Source organism: Pseudomonas sp. Pf153 (assembly GCF_001269775.1).
Taxonomy (GTDB): Bacteria; Pseudomonadota; Gammaproteobacteria; order Pseudomonadales; family Pseudomonadaceae; genus Aquipseudomonas; species Aquipseudomonas uvaldensis.
Window position 1 is genome coordinate 848,180 of record NZ_LHVL01000030.1, and the last position, 18,285, is coordinate 866,464.

Sequence of the window (18,285 nt, forward strand, 5' to 3'; positions counted from 1 at the left end):
GGCTTATCATCTGCCGAGGAACACATATGAACATCCTCTACGACGAACACCTCGACGGCCCCCTGCCCAAGGTGGACAAACAGGCCCTGCTCACGGCCATGCGGGCCGAGATCCCGAATCTGGAGATTCTCCATCGCCAGGAAGACCTCAAGCCCTACGAATGCGACGGGCTCTCGGCCTATCGCACCACGCCGATGCTGGTGGTGTTGCCACGGCGGGTCGAACAGGTCCAGGCGTTGCTCAAGCTGTGCCATGAGCGCCACGTTCCGGTGGTGGCCCGGGGCGCCGGGACCGGTTTGTCCGGCGGTGCCCTGCCCTTGGAAAGCGGCGTGCTGCTGGTCATGGCGCGTTTCAACCAGATCCTGCGCATCGACCCCGACGCCCGCACCGCGCGCCTGCAACCCGGCGTGCGCAACCTGGCGATCTCCCAGGCGGCGGCGCCGTTCGGGCTGTATTACGCGCCGGATCCGTCCTCGCAGATCGCTTGCTCCATCGGTGGAAACGTCGCGGAAAATGCCGGTGGCGTGCATTGCCTGAAATATGGTCTGACGGTGCACAACGTGCTACGGCTGGAAGTGCTCACCATGGAGGGCGAACGCCTCGTCTTGGGCAGCGAGGCGCTGGACTCGCCGGGCCTGGACCTGCTGGCTCTGTTCACCGGTTCCGAAGGCCTGCTCGGCGTGATCACCGAAGTCACGGTCAAACTGCTGCCACGGCCCCAGGTCGCCAGGGTGCTGCTGGCCAGTTTCGATTCGGTGGACAAGGCCGGGCGGGCAGTGGCCGAGATCATCGGCGCCGGCATCATCCCCGGCGGCCTGGAAATGATGGACAACCTGGCGATCCGCGCCGCCGAGGATTTCATCCACGCCGGTTACCCGGTGGACGCCGAGGCCATCCTGTTATGCGAACTGGACGGGGTCGAGGCCGATGTCCAGGACGACTGCGAACGGGTCCGCCAGGTGTTGCAACAGGCTGGCGCCATCGAGGTGCGCCAGGCGCAGGACGAAGCCGAACGCCTGCGGTTCTGGGCAGGCCGCAAGAACGCCTTTCCGGCGGTGGGTCGCCTGGCGCCGGACTATTACTGCATGGACGGCACTATTCCCCGTCGCGCCCTGCCCGAAGTGTTGCAACGCATTGCCAGTCTTGGCGCCGAATATGGCCTGCGCGTCGCCAACGTGTTTCATGCCGGCGATGGCAACATGCATCCGCTGATCCTGTTTGACGCCAACCAGCCCGGCGAGCTGGAGCGCGCCGAATCCCTGGGGGGCAAGATCCTGGAACTGTGTGTCCAGGTGGGTGGCAGCATCACCGGTGAACATGGCGTGGGCCGGGAAAAGATCAACCAGATGTGTGCCCAGTTCAACAGCGATGAGCTGAACTTGTTCCACGCCGTAAAAACAGCTTTCGATCCGGAGGGGCTACTGAACCCCGGCAAGAACATCCCCACCCTGCACCGCTGCGCCGAGTTCGGTGCGATGCACATCCATGGCGGGCAATTGCCTTTTCCTGAACTGGAGCGTTTCTGATGGGCGGCAGCCTCGATCTCGACCGCGACGCCAGCGACCGGCTCCTGGAACAGGTCAACCGCGCCCGGGCCAACGCCACGCCGCTGCGCATCCAGGGTTCCAATAGCAAGGCCTTCCTGGGGCGGGAAGTGGCCGGCGAGGTGCTGGATACCCGCGAACACCGCGGCATCGTCCACTACGACCCCACCGAACTGGTCATCACCGCCCGCGCCGGCACGCCGCTGCGGGAACTGCTCGCGACCCTGGACGCCGCCGGGCAGCATTTGCCGTGCGAACCACCGGCGTTCGGCGAGGACGCCACCGTCGGCGGGATGATCGCCGCTGGGCTGTCGGGCCCACGCCGCCCCTGGGCCGGCTCGGTGCGCGACTTCGTCCTCGGCACCCGCATGATCAGCGGCCACGGCACGCTGTTGCGGTTTGGCGGCGAGGTGATGAAAAACGTTGCCGGGTACGACCTGTCACGCCTGCTGGCCGGCAGCTTCGGGTGCCTTGGGGTGATCACCGAAGTGTCCCTCGGGGTGCTGCCCAAGCCCCGTCACAGCCTGAGCATCCGCCTGGAAATGACCAGCGCCGAAGCATTGGAGAAACTCGCCGAATGGGGGCGCCAGCCTTTGCCCATCAGTGCCGCCTGCCATGACGGCGATTGCCTTGGTTTGCGCCTCGAAGGTGGCGAAGGCTCCGTCAACGCGGCTCGACAGCGGTTCGGCGGCGAAGTGATCGACGGCCAGTATTGGTCGGATCTGAATGAACATCGCTTGGCGTTCTTCGATGAAGGCCAGCCCCTGTGGCGTCTGTCACTGCCCAACCACATCGGCCCGCTCGACCTGCCGGGTACGCAACTGATCGATTGGGCCGGCGCGCAACGCTGGTTGAAAACCGACGCCAAGACCCTGCAAGCCTTGGCCCATGAAGTGGGCGGCCATGCCACCTGCTACAGTCATGGCGTCATCGACACGCCGTTCCAGCCGCTGGCGCCGGCGCTGCTGCGCTACCATCGCCGGCTCAAGGCCCAGCTCGATCCACTCGGGCTGTTCAACCCCGGCCGGATGTACCCGGAGTTCTAATGCAAACCCGTTTCAGCGACGAAGCCAGACAACTGCCACGCGCCGAAGAAGCCGAACGGATCCTGCGCAGTTGCGTGCATTGCGGCTTTTGCAATGCCACCTGCCCCACCTACCAATTGCTGGGTGATGAATTGGATGGCCCACGCGGGCGCATCTACTTGATCAAGCAAGTGCTCGAAGGCCAACCGGCCACCGCCAGCACCCAATTGCACCTGGATCGCTGCCTGTCGTGTCGCAATTGCGAGAGCACCTGCCCGTCCGGCGTCGATTATCACAACCTGCTGGACATCGGTCGATCAGTGGTGGATCGAGCCGTACCGCGCCCGGCCAGCCAGCGCGCACTGCGCCTGGGGCTGCGAAGCCTGGCCGCCAGCCCCGAGCGTTTCAAGGCCTTGCTGAGCCTGGGCACGGTGTTCCGGCCATGGTTGCCGACGAACCTGGCCGCCAAGTTGCCCCGGGCATCAGCGGCGATCACCGTGCGCCCCGCCCCGCGTCACGCCCGCAAGGTACTGATGCTCGAAGGCTGCGTACAACCGGGTCTGTCGCCCAACACCAATGCGGCCGCCGCCCGCGTGCTGGACCGTCTTGGCATCAGTGTCATCCCTTGCGCCGAGGCCGGCTGCTGCGGCGCGCTGGATTACCACCTGGATGCACAGGCAGCCGGACTGGAGCGCGCCCGGCGCAACATCGATGCCTGGTGGCCGCACCTGGATAACGGCGTCGAAGCCATCGTCCAGACTGCCAGCGGCTGTGGTGCCTTCATCAAGGATTACGGACACCTGTTGGCACACGACCCCGCCTACGCTGCCAAGGCGAAGCGGGTGAGCGAACGGGCCCTGGACCTGGTACAAGTGCTCGGCAACGAACCACTGGAGCGCATCTGCGCCGCCAGGAACCAACGCATTGCGGTTCATTGCCCCTGCACGTTGCAGCATGGGCAGAAACTCGGCGGCGCCGTAGAGGCCCTGCTGACGCGGCTGGGTTTCAATCTCACCGAGGTGCCCGACGGCCATCTGTGCTGCGGCTCGGCCGGCACTTATTCCCTGACCCAACCGGCCCTGGCGCGACAACTGCGGGACAACCGCCTCAATGCGCTGGAAAGCGGCCAGCCGGAATTGATCGTCACTGCCAACGTCGGGTGCCAAAGCCACCTCGATAGCGCTGGTCGCACACCCGTGCGGCACTGGATCGAACTGGTGGATCAGTCGCTGGCAGAATGAAGTCCTGAAGATTCTTCGTTTGCGAGGGCCGATGAAGGCTGCGATCTTTCATTGCACTTCCCCTCCTCATTTTCACAGCCGAACCAGGAACTTTCACATGAGCTTCGTCAGTCCCGACCTGATCCGCCAACGCTTCTCCAGGGCGATGTCCGACATGTACCGCGACGAGGTGCCGTTGTACGGCGCGCTGATGAACCTGGTGGAGCAGACCAATGCCCAGGTGTTGCTCAACGATCCGCAGCTGGCCGAGCATTTGGACAGCACCGGCGAGCGCCAGCGCCTGGACCTGGAGCGCCATGGTGCGATCCGCGTCGGCACCGCCGCGGAGCTGGCGACCCTGTGCCGGCTTTTCGCGGTCATGGGTATGCAGCCGGTGGGCTATTACGACCTGACGCCAGCCGGGGTACCGGTGCACTCCACCGCGTTCCGCGCCGTGCATGAAGCCGCGTTGCAAGTCAGCCCGTTCCGGGTGTTCACCTCGTTGCTGCGCCTGGAACTGATCGAAGATTCCGAGCTGCGGGCCTTTGCCCAGGCGGTGCTGGATAAACGGCAGATTTTCACCCCGCAGGCGCTTCAACTCATCGACCTCGCCGAACGCCAGGGTGGCCTGACGGAACCACAGGCCGAAGATTTCGTCTCGCAGGCCCTGGAAACGTTTCGCTGGCACCACAACGCGACCGTCACGGCAGACCAATACCGACAACTCAGCGCCCAACATCGCTTGGTCGCCGACGTAGTCGCGTTCAAGGGCCCACACATCAACCACCTGACACCCCGTACCCTGGACATCGACATCGTCCAGGCACAGATGCCCGTCCACGGCATCACCCCCAAGGCCGTTATCGAAGGTCCACCCCGTCGCCAGTGTCCGATCCTGTTGCGCCAGACCAGTTTCAAGGCGCTGGACGAACCGGTTGCCTTCACCGACCAGCCCCAGGGCAGCCACAGCGCCCGCTTCGGTGAGATCGAACAACGGGGCGCCGCCCTCACACCCATGGGTCGTGCGCTCTATGACCAGTTGCTGAACGCGGCGCGGGACGCCCTGGGGGCGTTTCCCAATGAGGCCAATGCCGAGCGCTACAACACGCTGATGGCCGAACACTTTGTCCAGTTCCCGGACACTCAGGAGGAGCTGCGTCGGCAGGCACTGGCGTACTTCCGCTATTTCGTGACGCCAAAAGGCCTGGCCACCAAGGGTATGCTTGAGGAGTCGACGCCACTTGAACACTTGGTCGAGCAGCAATACCTGCGCGCCGAGCCGTTGGTGTACGAAGATTTCCTGCCGGTCAGCGCCGCCGGCATCTTCCAGTCGAACCTCGGCGACGATGCTCAGAGCCACTATGCCGGCCAGTCCAATCGCCAGGCCTTCGAGCAGGCCCTGGGACGCGCGACGATCGATGAGCTGCGCCTGTATGCCGAGACGCAACAGCGTTCCATCGACGAGTGCAAGGCTGCACTGGGCGTATGAAAAAATTGGCGGGGCGAACAATCGGCGCGGGCAAAAAGCTGCGCACTTCTTTGGCCACGGAACAGCTCAACTCGCAGGTCCGGCCCGTCCGCCGTGGCCTGCGCAACGAACTGCGCGGCACTGCGCAAGCCGTTGCGCATGCCACGGCCTGATTGGGTGAAAAAACCGCTCACGGCCTCTCAACAGAACCATAAATTATTGAAATATAAGGATTTTATTTATATGGCATAGCTCTTGATAACGCTCAGGCCACCTCGGAAAGATTTCTTACCGAGGCCCTTTCGTTATCCAGCAAGGAGAGCATCCATTGGCTACCCCCGCGTATATGTCCATCGAAGGCACCAAGCAAGGCCTGATCACCGCCGGCGCGTTTACTGCCGATTCGGTGGGCAACACCTATCAGGAAGGTCATGAAGACCAAGTCATGGTGCAGGGCTTCCAGCACCAGGTCATCATCCCGCGTGACCCTCAGTCCGGTCAGCCCACCGGCCAGCGCGTACACAAGCCCCTGGTCATCACCAAGGTCTTCGACAAGGCCTCGCCATTGCTGCTGGCAGCCCTGACCTGCGGCGAACGCCTGACCAAAGTCGAAATCCAGTGGTATCGCACGTCCGCGGCCGGTACCCAGGAGCACTACTACACCACCACACTGGAAGACGCGATCATCGTCGACATCAAGGACTACATGCTCAACTGCCAGGACCCGGCGAACGCGCACTTCACTCACTTGGAGGATGTGCACTTTACCTACCGCAAGATAACCTGGACCCACGAAGTCAGCGGTACTTCGGGCTCCGATGACTGGCGCTCGCCGGTGGCCGGTTAAACAACCGGCCCCGCATCGGCCAGTCACGCTGGCCGATGTGCGATAACAATAAACAAAAAGAAATCCGGACGGTGTTCGCCCAGTGCGACGGCCTCGGCATTCCATGCACTGGTAAAGAGCCAGACACTGGGCGAACGGGCGTAATAATAGAGGAACTGCGGAAAGATGTCCGGACGTTCGCTTAAATAATTATTTAACTTGTTTACTCATTCACAGACTTCCACTCTTTTTGTTATACAAACAGTTATACAAATAACCAGACTCAGTACAAATTCATTCGACTATTGCCCGATCCTGCCAAGTTGGAGCCGCAACTAGCGAATCAAATTTATTACGGGCGATGCCCTGGATCGTGCCGTCCGGTTTTCTGAGCATCGGTGTCTCCCGCGCCGGGCTCGCCCTGTTGCTCTTTGCGTTTGGCCGGGTCATTGGGGCGTAACGCGTCGTTATCGCGCTCCACTTCACCAGGCATCGCCGGTTCGTCGGGGTTCTGTGTCGTGTGGTTCATGGGATCTCCTATCTGCTCAGGCTTCGGGATCGGCGACTTCTTCGGCAACATTGGCATCTGGCGAGCGTTGGTGCAGTTGCTCGGCGCGGGCCTTGAGGTCTTGCCACTGCGCCAGGTCGATAGCCCCTTGGCCGAACAAGTCATTGGCCACTCGCATCAACTCGCTGAAATGCGCATCGGGGGACTGCTGCCAGTAGGCCTTGTCGTCGAACAGTCGCTGCCAATCAGCCACAGAAGGCGGTTTGAGGTCATCGCTCATGACGGGCTCCCGAGGGTGTCGTGTCTGCCACTCATAAGGGTATGAGGGCTGGCCTTCGCGAGGAGTTCCGGTGATTCTCAGTAACCGGTCATTTCCAGATAACCGTTGCCGCCATGGCTGCCGCTCAATTGAATCGGCCCCTCCCAGTAGGGAATGCGCAGGTTCATCCAGCCGTTGGGGTTCAGGGCGTGGGTGATGAGGTCGAGCTGCTTGCCGGGAATCCTGATCGACCAGCGCACCGGCATCGAACGCCCGGCGACCTTGGCGGTGTCCAGGGGCACCAGCTCGATTTCCCCGGCGTGCAGGGTTTGCGACTGGCCCCGGGCGTCGATCCAACTGCCCGTGAGGTACGGTGCCCCGTTTTTGTGGCGCATGCGATAAAGCATCACATGCTCGCCGCTGTCCAGGTGCAGGGAAAACCAGTCCCATCCGGTCTGGTTGGCGGTCAGCGGCTGGCTGCTCCACTCACGGTCGAGCCAGGCCGGGCCGCTGACCTGATAGCGCTGGCCATCGATTTCGAGCTGCCCGCTGGCCTGGAAAAAGGGCTGGCTGTAGTAATAGGACGCCTGGCCTTGTTCGGATTTCTGACTGAAACCCTGGTCGCCCTGCAACACCAGTGGGCGGGTCGATGTGAGCCGTAGCGCATAACCGAAGTTCGGCCCGCGGGCTGTCAATTGCATATCCGCCAATGGATCGGCTTGCGGAGCCTGGGTGCCGAAGCGCCAATCGTCGATCCAGGCCTCGAACGGTACGGTCCGAACGCCGGCCTGCCCTACTCCGCCTCGCGCATAGCGCTCCGCAGCATGATGCACAGTCGCCGATGTGACCGCCGCATGCCCGAGCCAGATGGTCTGGTTACGCCAGCCGCCGGCTTGGGACCCGGCGTCCAGGGCGCTACGAAACAACGTCCACTGCACACCGAAATCGCGGCCCTGGGCATCCTTGAGGTTGGCGGTGACGTACCACCATTCGATGCGAAACCCCTCATGGGCGCCATGGTCGGCCGGGAAACTGAATACCCGTCCCGGCACGACCGGCGTGAAGGCGACAGCCTGGTCGCCGAGGCCTGCAAAACCTTTTTGCGGCGGCTGGGCGTTATCGCAACCCGTGAGCACGGCCAGTAGCAACAGACCGGCTCCGATGTCTGTACGAAACATGCCTGCGCGACGTTTCGTACAAGACTTAGTCTTCATGGGCAAAGCTCCTGAGCAAATCCGCCGGTTGCGTGCGATGCAGCGCATACAACGGCCAGGCCGATGCGAGCAGCGTGGCGAACATCGCCAGGGCCAGCAACTGTGCCAGTTGCAGCGGAAACACCCGCAACGGCAGCCGCCAGCCGAACGCCTGCACGTTGATCACCGCGTCCAGGCACCAGGCCAGGGCGACGCCCAACGGCAAGGCCAGCACCAGTGTCAGCAACGCCAGCAGCCAGGTCTGGCCGAGGTTGAGCAACATCAGTTGCCGACGTGTGACGCCCAATGCCCACAGCGGCGCCAACTGACCCAGGCGACTCTGGCTCTGGGTCAGCAGGCTGATGAACAACGCCACCCCGGCCACGGCCAGCGTCAGGCCATTCAGCGCGGCAGTGGCGGCGAAGGTGCGTTCGAAAACCTGGGACGACCAGCCCTTGAGCCGCGCCTGGTCGACGATCCGACTCTCATCCAGGTTGAACCGACCTTGCAAGGCCGTCAGAAACACCCCAATCGCCGCCGGCTCGATGCGCAGGTTGAAGCGGTACGGTGTCAGCTGCGGCCAGTGCGCCAGCAAGTGCTCGGCATTGACCAGCATATGCCCCTTGGGATTGCCATAGTCAGCGTAGATACCGACGATTCTGGGCGTCCACGGCCCTTGTGGCGTTGCAAGCGTCAACCGGTCGCCTATGCTCACCTTGAGGCGTCGGGCCAATTGTTCACTGAGCATCAGCGTGTCGCCGGCCGCCAGTTGCTCCCAGGGTTTATCGCCGGCGGACGCCAGCAACGGCCAATGCTGGCGATAGGTGGGGTGATCGATAATGCCGAAAAGGTCCGCCGGCCAGCCTTGCAACGGAATCGATACCTGCCAGTTCGGCAGAACGGCGGTGATGGCCGGTTGCTGCTTGAGCCAGGCCTGCATCTCACCGGCCTGGGCCGGGGTCTGGGGACTGATGTACAGCTCGGCGGTCAGCCGCTGTTCGAGCCAGTCGCTGAACGTCTGGCGGAAACCGGAGGTCATGCTGCCGGCACCGATGTTCGCCGCAAGCGCCAACAGCAAGGCCATCAGCGCCAGGCTCAACGTCGGCAGTTGCTGGCGGCAATCCGCGAGAAACCACTGGCCGAGCACCGAGCGACTGCGCTGCAACAGCAGGTTCAATGCGCCGTTGAGCAACACTGGCAGGGCCAGGGCAGCGCCCAATAACAGGCCCGCCATCAGCACGAAACCGCTGGCCAGGCTGTCGCCCCAGATCAGCGCCGACACCGCCAGCAGCGCAGCCAATGTCGCCACGCCGCCTTGGCGCCTGAGCCATCGCGCATGAGCCTGGTGCCAGGCCTGGGGGTTGGCCAGGGCCAACAGCGGCAGGCGCGCCGCCCGCAGCAAACTGTCGGCTCCGGCCAACAACGCACCGAGCAGGCTCAGGCCCACACCGCTAAGCCACCACGCCGGGCTGAGGTTCAGTTGTCCGGCCACTTCGGCACCGTACAAGCCTCGCAGGCTCGCCGCGACGTCAGGCAACAAAAGGCTCGCCAGCCAATAGCCACTGAGTACGCCGGCGACTCCACCCAACAAGGCCAGCGCGCCCAACTCCAGGGCCAGGCCGGTGATCAGCAGGCGGGCGCTGACTCCGCAGGCCCGCAGGGTTCTCAGCAAGCCACGGCGCTGCTCCAGGGCCAGGCCGATGGCGGCGTGGACGATAAACAGTCCCACCACGAAGGAAAGGAAACCCAGGGCATCGAGGTTCAGGTGGAAGCTCTCGGTCAGGCGCGACAGGTTGTTTTCTTCATCGGCGTGCTTGAGCTGCAACCGGCCAATGAAAGCTTGCGGCAGCTCGACGCGGAACGTGGCGGGCAGCAGCAACCGCGACAGCTGGTCTGGCAAACCCAACACTTGCTGGGCAAACCCGATGTCCATCAGCAATACACCCGGCGCCATGTTCTCCTGGGTGTGCAGCGGGGGGAGCAGGCGTCCGTCAGTGGTTCGAGGCCGGTCACCTTCCGCCAATCCAAGGCTCTGCAGGGTTTGTGGAGCGATCCAGGTACGACCGGGCTCGGTAATGAACGCCACCACTTCGCTCATGTCCCGGGCCTGTCCCGCCACGGCTGCACCGGGCGGCAACGACACCGGATCGATGCCCATCAATTGCAGGCGCTGGTCCTCATGGCCGTCGAGCACGACCCGGCCTTGCAATACCGGCGACACCGGCCAGCCGTCACGACGCAAGTCGACGAACCATTGCTGGGGAAAGGTCCCGCCACCGGGAGCACTGAGGCTGGCCTGGGGCTCGCCGCCAATGAGCTGGCTGGCCCGCGCATAGCTGTCCCGCGCCTGACTGTTAAGGGCCTGGACACCGGTAAGCAGGCTGGTGGCGAGCCAGAGCCCGGTCAGCACGCTGAAGAACTGTACCGGATGCTGGCGCCAGTGGCTGAGCAAGGCCTTGAGGGTCTGGCGCAGAATCATCACCCTTGGGCCGCCTGCGCCAACCGCCCGCCCTGCAACACCACCCGATGAGCCAGCCGCGCCGCCACCCGGGGGCTGTGGGTGACCATCAGCAGGCTGGTGGAGCTGCCTTCCAGCAGTTCCAGGAGCAAGTGCAACACCTCATCGCTGGTGGCTTCGTCGAGGCTGCCAGTGGGTTCGTCGGCCAGCAACAGTGGTGGTCGCGAAGCCAGTGCCCTCCCCAGCGCGACGCGCTGTTGCTGCCCGCCGGACAGCTGCTCGGGGTAACGCCGCAGCAAATCCTGCAAACCCAGTCGTTGTACCAGATGCGCCTGCCAGCTCACGTCATGACGCCCGCACAGCCGCGCCTGGAATGCCAGGTTGTCCTCCACCGACAAACTGCTGATGAGGTTGAACTGCTGGAATACCAGACCGATTTCCGTGCGGCGCCAGTTCGCCAACTGGCTTTCGTTCATGCCATCCAGGCGATAGTCGCCGCTGCGAATGCTGCCACCATCCACTTTGTCCAGCCCGGCCACCAAGTGCAGCAAGGTGCTTTTGCCGCTGCCCGATTCTCCCATGAGCGCCAGGCTGCTGCCGGCGGGCAGCGTCAGGTCGACGCCCTGCAACACCGGCAGTGGCCCCTGAGGCGTTGCGTAGCTTTTGAATACATCGCGGACTTCAAGCATGAAGAAGCTCAATGGATAAACGTGGGGTCAGGATAGCGGAGTCGGGGAAGAGGCGTCGGCACATTCGGCGTCGATGTAAGCTGGCCCACCGCTATCGCGAGCAGGCTCGCTCCCACAGGGGATTGGTGGTGGACACAACAGCGATGAACACCCAGGGAGCAAGCGTTGCTCCTGTGTCGTTCAAGGCCCCGCCGCCATTTCAGTCCGGGCCGGCCTTGGTGTGACAATGCTGCCCAGATCGATGTGCTTCCACGCCGGTTTCGCGCCCAATCGTGCGTTGAAGCGGTAGTTGAAAGTGAAATCGTCTTCGGTCGGTTGGCTCAAAGGTTTTCCATACATCGCCTCGATCCCAGCCAGGTCATAACCCATCAACTGCAGCAGCGTCGGGAAGAGGTTGTAATGGCTTGAGCGGTCCTTGTTCTGCGCCAGCGTCCGACGCCAATCGAGGGTGTCCAACTGACTGCCCTGGATCACCACCAGCGGCACCAGGCCCTCCTCCTCCACCGGGTCGCCGCCGCAGTGGGTGTTGAGGCCAGGGTTGCCACGCTCATGCAGGTCCTGGCCGTGGTCGGAGGTGTAGATCAGCACGGCGCTGTCCAGGTTGGCCTTTTGGAAAATCCGTCGGAAAAACTCGCCGACATTCCACAGCAAGGTGTTCTGGTAGGCATTGCGATACAGCACCCAGTCATTCTCCTGACCGTTGAAGCCGTCACGCCGCCCCGTATCCGCCACCTCTTGGAACTGCCCCCGTGGCAACGCCGGTCGGTAGTTCATGAAGTCGTCGGGGTATTTGTCATGCACTGGAAAGTGCGCCCCCACCTTGTTGATCAAAATCAGTTCGGGCCGATCATTGCCCAGCAACCCGATCAATTTATCCGCGGCCGCCATGTCGCGGTCTCGCACCCGGGTCTGGTCGAACTGGACAAATTCATCGATGTCCTTTTTCTCAAGATCGGTCATCAGATTCTGCAGGTGCCCACCGGTGCGCTGGGCATCGACGTAGACGGTGCGCAGCCCTGCGGCCTTGGCGTACTGCCAGATCGATGGCTGTGTGCTGTTGATGCGCATGTAGTCGGCGCGGGTGCCGCCGTAGCGCAGGGTGACATTGGTGTCGGCACTGCAATTGGCGATGGAGGCCGCGTAGCCGTAATTGAAAATGTCGACGCCGGGAGGCGGCATTTTCAGTCCGGTGCGTACGCCCGACGGGGTGTTGATGTCCAGGTAGTTGCCTGAAACGCTTTCGTCGATGATCAGCACGATGTCATAGGCGATCTCCGGCGTTCGTCGCACCAGACGTACCGGTTCCCTGGGGCCGACGGTGTTGTGCAGAGTCTCGTAGACGAACAGGTTCAGATAGGCCAATGGCGTGTACATCGTCGGCAAGCCACGGGCGCCTTCGCCCGCCCGCATGAACAGCACCGCACTGAGCAGCAGCACGCCCGATACGGGTGCGGTGATGGGCAGGTAGCCGGGCAGCGAGAGCGGATGTCGCGGCTTGAGACCGATGCCCAGCAATAGCAACAAGCCCGCCGCCACCGAACTGACAATCACCTGGCGATACTGCCAGGCCGCTTCCTGGATGAAGCCACCGGAATACACCAGTGACACGAACTGGCTGTAGGTGAGGTAACTGTCGGTCACCCGCACGTACACCTCGAAGAACACCGCCGAAACGAACATCGCCAACGCGAACAGATGCCGCACCAGGGTCTGGCGGATGTACGCAGTCATCCACAGCGCCACCAACAACGCCACGAACATCAAGGCGAACAGCACCGTCGCCAGGCCAATGCCCAGCGCCGCCAGACGGTCCAGGTAATAGTCATACCCCCGGATCAGGTACAGCACCAGCAACAGCTCCTTGAGGTATCGCGCCATGTCTTCCTCGGCCTCGGAAAGGGGGTCCGTTCCTGCACACTAGCAGCGGTGCTTCAAAGCGCAAGAAAGGTGACGAACGGCGATCGCGTCAAAAAATAGTTACCCCAAAAATGACACCTAGAGACGCTAAAAAACATGAAAAACTATGGATAAATACCGTTCATCGCTTTCTTAAAACCCAATATCGGCCTTTAAAACCGGCACTTTCTCAAGACAGTCAATAACTTGATATCAAAAGGCCCGACTCTTTCGAGTTTTGCCAACAGTGACAACTGTCATTTTGCTGACACGCTTTTCTGAGGCTGCGCTATACCCCCTCTAACAGTTTCATCCGAGTTACATCATCCGGGTTACGAGGCGCGCCAAAGATGGACGTGAGCGTATTTGGAACGGGGTACGTTGGGCTGATTCAGGCGGCAGCGCTGGCCGACGTCGGGCACCGTGTGTTGTGCATCGACATTGACCCGAACAAGATCCGGCAACTGCAACAAGCAGTGCCTCCCATCAGCGAACCGGGGCTGTCCGGGTTGCTCGAGGACACCATCAAGGCCGGTCGCTTGTCGTTCAGTTCCCAGGCCAGCGACGCGGTCAATCACGGCGAACTGATTTTCATCGCCGTGGGTACCCCCGCCGATGAAGACGGCTCGGCCGACCTGAGCCATGTGCTGGCGGTTACCCGGCAAATCGCCGATTTCATGGACAGCGACCGCACCCTGATCATCAAGTCCACGGTACCGGTGGGCACGGCCGACAAAGTCGCCGAATGCGCCCGCCAGGCCCTGGCCCGACGCGGCCTGAAAACGCTCAACGTGCGCGTGGTGTCCAATCCCGAATTTCTCAAGGAAGGCAGCGCCCTGGCTGATTGCATGCGACCGGATCGCATCATCATCGGCACCGCCGACCCGCTGGCCCGCGATCAGATGAGCGAACTCTACGCGCCCTTCTGCCGCAACCACGAAAAGCTGATGTTCATGGACAACCGCAGCGCGGAGCTGACCAAGTACGCCGCCAACGCCATGCTTGCCACGCGTATCAGTTTCATGAATGAACTGGCCAACCTCACCGAGCGGCTGGGCGCCGACATCGAAGCGGTGCGCAAAGGCATCGGTTCGGACCCACGCATCGGCTATCACTTCATTTATCCCGGTTGCGGTTTCGGCGGCTCCTGCTTCCCCAAGGACCTGCGCGCCCTGCTGCACACTGCCGAGCAGAGCGGCATGCCCCTGCGTCTGCTGCGCAGTGTTACGGACGTCAATGACCGCCAGCGGCACATCCTGTTCGAGAAACTCGCCCAGCAGTTCCCCGACGGACTGGCGGGCAAGTCGATTGCCATTTGGGGACTGGCGTTCAAACCCAACACCGATGATATGCGTGAGGCGCCCAGCCGCTACCTGATGGAAGCGCTGTGGCGCGAAGGTGCCCGGGTCCAGGCCTATGACCCGGAAGCCATGGCCGAATGCCGGCGTCTCTACGGCTATCGCAAGGACCTGAACCTGTGCGCGACCCGTGACGATACCCTGGAAGACGCCGACGCCCTGGTGATCTGCACCGAATGGAAGAACTTCCGCGTGGTGGATTTCGACCTGCTGGCCAGCAAGTTGCGCGCCCGCGTCATCATCGACGGTCGCAACCTGTACAACCCGGAACAACTGGCCGCCGCCGGGCTGCTGTATCGCGGCATCGGCCTCAGGCACGCAGCGCCGATCACGGGGCCGCAAGCATGAATATCCTGGTGACCGGCGCGGCCGGTTTCATCGGTGCCCATTGCGTGCTGCGGCTGATGCGCGACGGCCATCGGGTGTGCGGGCTGGACAACTTCAATGACTACTACGACCCGCAGCTCAAGCATGACCGCGTGGCCTGGATAAAAGACGAGGCCGGCGAGTTTCCCCTGGCCCGGGTGGACCTGACGGACGCCGCCGGCATCGACGCATTGTTCCAGCACCGCCGCCCCGAGGTGGTCATCCACCTCGCCGCCCAGGCCGGCGTGCGTTATTCCCTGGAGCACCCCCAGGCGTACGTCGACAGCAACATCACCGGCTTCCTCAACATCCTTGAAAACTGCCGGCGCTACCCGGTCAAGCACCTGATCTACGCCTCGTCCAGTTCGGTATACGGCGCCAACGAGCGCACGCCTTATTCGGTGCAGGACGGCGTGGACCATCCGCTGTCGCTGTACGCGGCGAGCAAAAAGGCCAACGAGCTGATGGCCCACAGCTACAGCCACCTGTTCGGCATTCCCTGCACGGGCCTGCGCTTTTTTACCGTCTATGGTCCCTGGGGGCGGCCCGACATGTCGCCCATCCAGTTCGCCCGCGCCATTGCCGAGGGCCAGGTGCTGAAGCTGTTCAACCACGGTGAGCATCAGCGCGATTTCACCTACATCGACGACATCATCGAAAGCATCTCCCGGCTCATTGCACGTCCCCCTCACGTCACTCCCCAGTGGGATCACGCGCAGCCGGACCCGGCCACCAGCCGGGCTCCCTGGCGGATCTACAACATTGGCGGGCAGCACCCGGTGACGCTGCGCACCTATGTCGCGCTGCTGGAAAAACACCTGGGCCGAACCGCCCGCATCGAACTGCTGCCCTTGCAGGCGGGGGATGTGCTCAACACCTGCGCCGATGCCAGCGACCTGGCGCAAGCCACCGGTTTTCAGCCTGGCATCGAACTGGACGAAGGCCTGGGCCGCTTCGTCCGGTGGTTCCTCGATTACTACGCGCTGCCTGTTGCCCATGCGCCCGTTGTGGCCGAACTTCAGCGGAGGAGTCTATGACCCGACATGAGCAAGCCATTCTCATCACCCCCGATGACAAACGTGTCGACCCCGAGCATCGCCGGCGAATGGACGCCGCCATCCACCGGCAGGGCCGTGGCTGGCTGACCGGCCGCCCCGGCGGGCGGCCCTGGACCGTCTCGCGGACCAATCGGGTGGTGGCCTGCCTCGGCGCGCTGACCCTGCTGGTACTGTTATGCCCGTTGCTGCTTGGCCTGGCGGTGCTGGTCAAGGTTTCCAGTCCCGGCCCGGTGCTGTTCGTGCAAAAACGCACCGGCTACCGCGGCCGTGTCTTCGGCATGTACAAGTTTCGCACCATGATCGCTGACGCCGAGGCCCTCAAGGAGTCGCTGCGCCACCTCAACAAGCACGGTGCCGACGCCATCGACTTCAAGATCGACAACGATCCGCGCGTCACCCCCATCGGCCGGTTCCTGCGTCGCAGCAGCCTCGACGAACTGCCGAACCTGATCAATGTAGTGACCGGCGACATGCGTCTGGTGGGCCCACGGCCGACCTCGTTCAATGCCTATCGCTACAAGGACAACCATCTCGCTCGTCTGAGCATCTACCCCGGCCTCACTGGCCTCTGGCAGATCTCCGGACGCAGCAATATCGACTTCGACCAGCGCGTGGAACTGGACCTCAGCTACATCGCCGAGCAGAGCCTGTTGCTGGATTTGAAGATCCTGATGATTACCCCCTTCAAAGTGTTCAGCGGCCACGGAGCGAGTTAAATGGACGGTTCAACGAATATCCTGACCATCGCAAGCCCGAGCGAGACCAACCTGACCTCGACCGTGCTCGATCCTTCCTTGCGGATCCTGCTTCTGACGGCCGCCAACACCGGCACCGGAACCAGCACCAGTGCCATGGCGCTGGCGGCTCAACTGGCGCAGATGAGCAGCGGGCGCGTGCTGCTGGTGGATGCCAGCCAGTCCCCTCGCAACCTCAGCCAGCAACTGTCGCTGCACAAAGAGCGCGGCTTCAGCGACCTGCTGTTCAACACCCTCGCCCCGCCCTTGTTACAGGACTGCGTGGTGCAGGTGTCCAGCCTGCCGTTCGACGTGCTGCCCCTCGGCCGCCTCGGACGCAGTGCCGAACGCCTGAACCCCGAGCAACTGCGCCATTTGTTCAGGCACCTGGCGGCGCAGTACCGCTTCGTGGTGATCGACACCGACGCGGTGTATTCGGCCACCGACACCCTGGTCATGAGTGCCCAGGTCGACGGCGTGGTGCTGGTGGTCCGCGGCGAGGACACCCGCTGGGAGGTGGCCCAGGCCGCCCGCCAGCGCCTGGCCCAGGCCGGCGCGAAAGTGGTGGGCAGCGTCTTCAACCGCCGCAAGTACTACATGCCCAAGTGGCTCTACAACAACCTTTAAGCGTGCAGAAGGATGACGAGATGAACGCCAAGATGCTTGTCCTGCTGTTGCTGCCGCTGGCCGGTTGCTCCAGTACTTCCGATACCCGATCGATGCCGGTGCAGATCCTCACGGCCCCGCCGGCCAATGCCCAGGCCACCGACATGCCCAAGGTCGAACAGACCCTGCGGCCCCAGGACGTGCTGGATGTGATTTTCCACATCGGCACCACCGGCACCCAGGCCTATCGCGTACAACCGGGCGACCAGGTTGCGCTGAACTTCACCGCCGCCAGCCAGCTCAATGGTTCGCAACTGGTGATGCCCGACGGCACTATCGAACTGCCGGGAGCCAACACCTCGGTGAAGATCGCCGGACTGACCACCGACGAAGCCCGCCTGGCGGTGCAGCGTGCCTATGACCAGAAAATGCTGTTCCAGCCCAATCGCAACCAGTTGACCGTGATGGTGACCAACCCGCTGACCAGCGAGGTCAACCTCAAGAACACCCTGACCCACCCCGGTACCGGCATGAGCCGGGAAATCACCGTGGGCAGGGACGGCTATGCAAGCTTTCCGGAAATCGGCTCGGTGCCTCTGCAGGGCATGACGGTCAATCAACTGGAGACCTTTCTCAATGAGCGTTACGCCCAACTGCCGGGGCACATGACCGTCGATGTGCTGCTCAAGTCCACCGCCGGCAACGAGATCTACGTCCTCGGTGAAGTGGCCCAGCCCGGCTCCTACCCGATTCGCCGTCCGATCTCGGTGCTCGAGGCGCTGACCCTGGCCCGCGGAACGAACGTCAAGGCACGTCTCGATTCGGTGGTGATCATGCGCCGTAACGGTAATCAGGTCGAAGCCCGCCACTACGACGTGGAAAGAGCCCTGAGCGGGGATGCGACGCAAATCGCCTACCTGCAACCGGAGGACATGCTCTACGTGCCCAAGACCAAGCTGGCCAGCGCCGGCGAACTGGCCAGGCAACTGGCCGACGTGGTGCTGTTCCAGGGCGTGGGGTTCAGCTTCGGCTACCGCGTCGACAACAAAGGCAGCGACAACTGAATCGCAGGTGACC

The 18,285-nt window shown here is 62.9% G+C and carries 17 protein-coding genes; 11 read left to right on the top strand and 6 right to left on the bottom strand.

The features are described from left to right. The first annotated feature begins 26 nt into the window (after positions 1–26). From glcD to AD666_RS24940, 6 genes are all read left to right on the top strand, one after another. On the top strand, positions 27–1,526 hold the full coding sequence (glcD, locus tag AD666_RS24920) for a glycolate oxidase subunit GlcD (protein WP_053158358.1): 1,500 nt from the start codon (positions 27–29) through the stop codon (positions 1,524–1,526). After that, on the top strand, positions 1,526–2,590 hold the full coding sequence (glcE, locus tag AD666_RS24925) for a glycolate oxidase subunit GlcE (protein ID WP_053158361.1): 1,065 nt from the start codon (positions 1,526–1,528) through the stop codon (positions 2,588–2,590). Before glcD ends, glcE begins: the two co-directional genes overlap by 1 nt. Beyond that, positions 2,590–3,810 (top strand): glycolate oxidase subunit GlcF, encoded by a 1,221-nt coding sequence (glcF, locus tag AD666_RS24930; RefSeq protein ID WP_053158364.1) that lies wholly within the window; start codon positions 2,590–2,592, stop codon positions 3,808–3,810. The genes glcE and glcF overlap by 1 nt, the downstream gene beginning before the upstream one ends. Positions 3,811–3,907: 97 nt before the next feature. Further along, positions 3,908–5,278, top strand: coding sequence for a VOC family protein (locus AD666_RS24935; RefSeq protein WP_053158367.1), 1,371 nt, complete (start codon positions 3,908–3,910; stop codon positions 5,276–5,278). After that, on the top strand, positions 5,275–5,430 hold the full coding sequence (locus tag AD666_RS26550) for a hypothetical protein (protein WP_156315992.1): 156 nt from the start codon (positions 5,275–5,277) through the stop codon (positions 5,428–5,430). Before AD666_RS24935 ends, AD666_RS26550 begins: the two co-directional genes overlap by 4 nt. A gap of 155 nt (positions 5,431–5,585) precedes the next feature. Further along, positions 5,586–6,104, top strand: coding sequence for an Hcp family type VI secretion system effector (locus tag AD666_RS24940; protein WP_041022074.1), 519 nt, complete (start codon positions 5,586–5,588; stop codon positions 6,102–6,104). A 331-nt stretch (positions 6,105–6,435) separates the two neighbouring features. On the opposite strand, the gene AD666_RS26670 is transcribed toward AD666_RS24940, so the two are convergent. The 6 genes from AD666_RS26670 to AD666_RS24965 form a co-directional block, all read right to left on the bottom strand. Then, a complete protein-coding gene (locus AD666_RS26670) occupies positions 6,436–6,612 on the bottom strand; it encodes a hypothetical protein (protein WP_172679669.1) in 177 nt (58 codons plus the stop codon). A gap of 16 nt (positions 6,613–6,628) precedes the next feature. Beyond that, positions 6,629–6,871, bottom strand: coding sequence for a hypothetical protein (locus tag AD666_RS24945; RefSeq protein WP_053158370.1), 243 nt, complete (start codon positions 6,869–6,871; stop codon positions 6,629–6,631). 77 nt (positions 6,872–6,948) lie between these two features. Beyond that, positions 6,949–8,028: a lipocalin-like domain-containing protein gene (locus AD666_RS24950; protein WP_053158374.1), complete on the bottom strand. Its 1,080-nt coding sequence runs from the start codon at positions 8,026–8,028 to the stop codon at positions 6,949–6,951. Between the two features lie 25 nt (positions 8,029–8,053). Further along, complete coding sequence (locus AD666_RS24955) at positions 8,054–10,522, bottom strand: ABC transporter permease (protein WP_371259625.1); 2,469 nt, start codon at positions 10,520–10,522, stop codon at positions 8,054–8,056. Continuing rightward, positions 10,522–11,190: an ABC transporter ATP-binding protein gene (locus tag AD666_RS24960; RefSeq protein WP_053158379.1), complete on the bottom strand. Its 669-nt coding sequence runs from the start codon at positions 11,188–11,190 to the stop codon at positions 10,522–10,524. Before AD666_RS24960 ends, AD666_RS24955 begins: the two co-directional genes overlap by 1 nt. A gap of 180 nt (positions 11,191–11,370) precedes the next feature. Further along, positions 11,371–13,068, bottom strand: a complete 1,698-nt coding sequence (locus tag AD666_RS24965; protein WP_053158382.1) for a sulfatase-like hydrolase/transferase — start codon at positions 13,066–13,068, stop codon at positions 11,371–11,373. 368 nt (positions 13,069–13,436) lie between these two features. Here AD666_RS24965 and AD666_RS24970 point away from each other — a divergent pair, with 368 nt between their 5' ends. The 5 genes from AD666_RS24970 to AD666_RS24990 are packed head-to-tail and all read left to right on the top strand — an operon-like array spanning position 13,437 to position 18,272. After that, positions 13,437–14,792, top strand: coding sequence for a UDP-glucose/GDP-mannose dehydrogenase family protein (locus AD666_RS24970; protein ID WP_053158386.1), 1,356 nt, complete (start codon positions 13,437–13,439; stop codon positions 14,790–14,792). Continuing rightward, the gene (locus AD666_RS24975) at positions 14,789–15,847 is read left to right on the top strand and encodes an NAD-dependent epimerase (RefSeq protein WP_053158388.1); all 1,059 of its coding nucleotides are present in this window, start codon (positions 14,789–14,791) and stop codon (positions 15,845–15,847) included. Before AD666_RS24970 ends, AD666_RS24975 begins: the two co-directional genes overlap by 4 nt. After that, positions 15,844–16,584 (top strand): sugar transferase, encoded by a 741-nt coding sequence (locus tag AD666_RS24980; RefSeq protein ID WP_053158393.1) that lies wholly within the window; start codon positions 15,844–15,846, stop codon positions 16,582–16,584. Before AD666_RS24975 ends, AD666_RS24980 begins: the two co-directional genes overlap by 4 nt. Further along, complete coding sequence (locus AD666_RS24985) at positions 16,585–17,229, top strand: CpsD/CapB family tyrosine-protein kinase (protein ID WP_053158396.1); 645 nt, start codon at positions 16,585–16,587, stop codon at positions 17,227–17,229. It abuts the gene before it with no gap. Between the two features lie 20 nt (positions 17,230–17,249). Then, on the top strand, positions 17,250–18,272 hold the full coding sequence (locus AD666_RS24990; RefSeq protein ID WP_053158399.1) for a polysaccharide biosynthesis/export family protein: 1,023 nt from the start codon (positions 17,250–17,252) through the stop codon (positions 18,270–18,272). Positions 18,273–18,285 lie beyond the last annotated feature (13 nt).